This window comes from Amycolatopsis sp. SID8362 (assembly GCF_010550475.1).
Classification (GTDB): Bacteria; Actinomycetota; Actinomycetes; order Mycobacteriales; family Pseudonocardiaceae; genus Amycolatopsis; species Amycolatopsis eburnea.
In genome coordinates, this window is the sequence record NZ_JAAGNB010000817.1 from 1 (window position 1) to 239 (window position 239).

The following is a 239-nucleotide window of genomic DNA, read 5'->3' on the forward strand; positions in this document are numbered from 1 at the left end:
GCGCGTCTGGGGCGAGCACCCGCCGCATCGGGCGGCCGCGACGGTCCGGAGCTACGTCTCCCGGCTGCGCGCCGCGGGGTGCGCGATCGAGCGCACCGCGCACGGCTACCTGCTGCGCGTCGACCTGGACGCGCTGGACCTGCACCGGTTCCGGGAGAAGGTGTCCCTCGCCCGCGCCGCGGCCGGCGACGTCACCGCGGCCGCGCTCTTCGACGACGCGCTCGCGCTGTGGCGCGGAG

At 78.2% G+C, this 239-nt stretch carries 1 protein-coding gene; it reads left to right on the forward strand.

Annotated features, from left to right (window positions below; genetic code table 11):
• On the forward strand, positions 1 to 239 hold a 239-nt coding region (locus G3I65_RS25005), incomplete at both ends, for a hypothetical protein (RefSeq protein ID WP_160698260.1).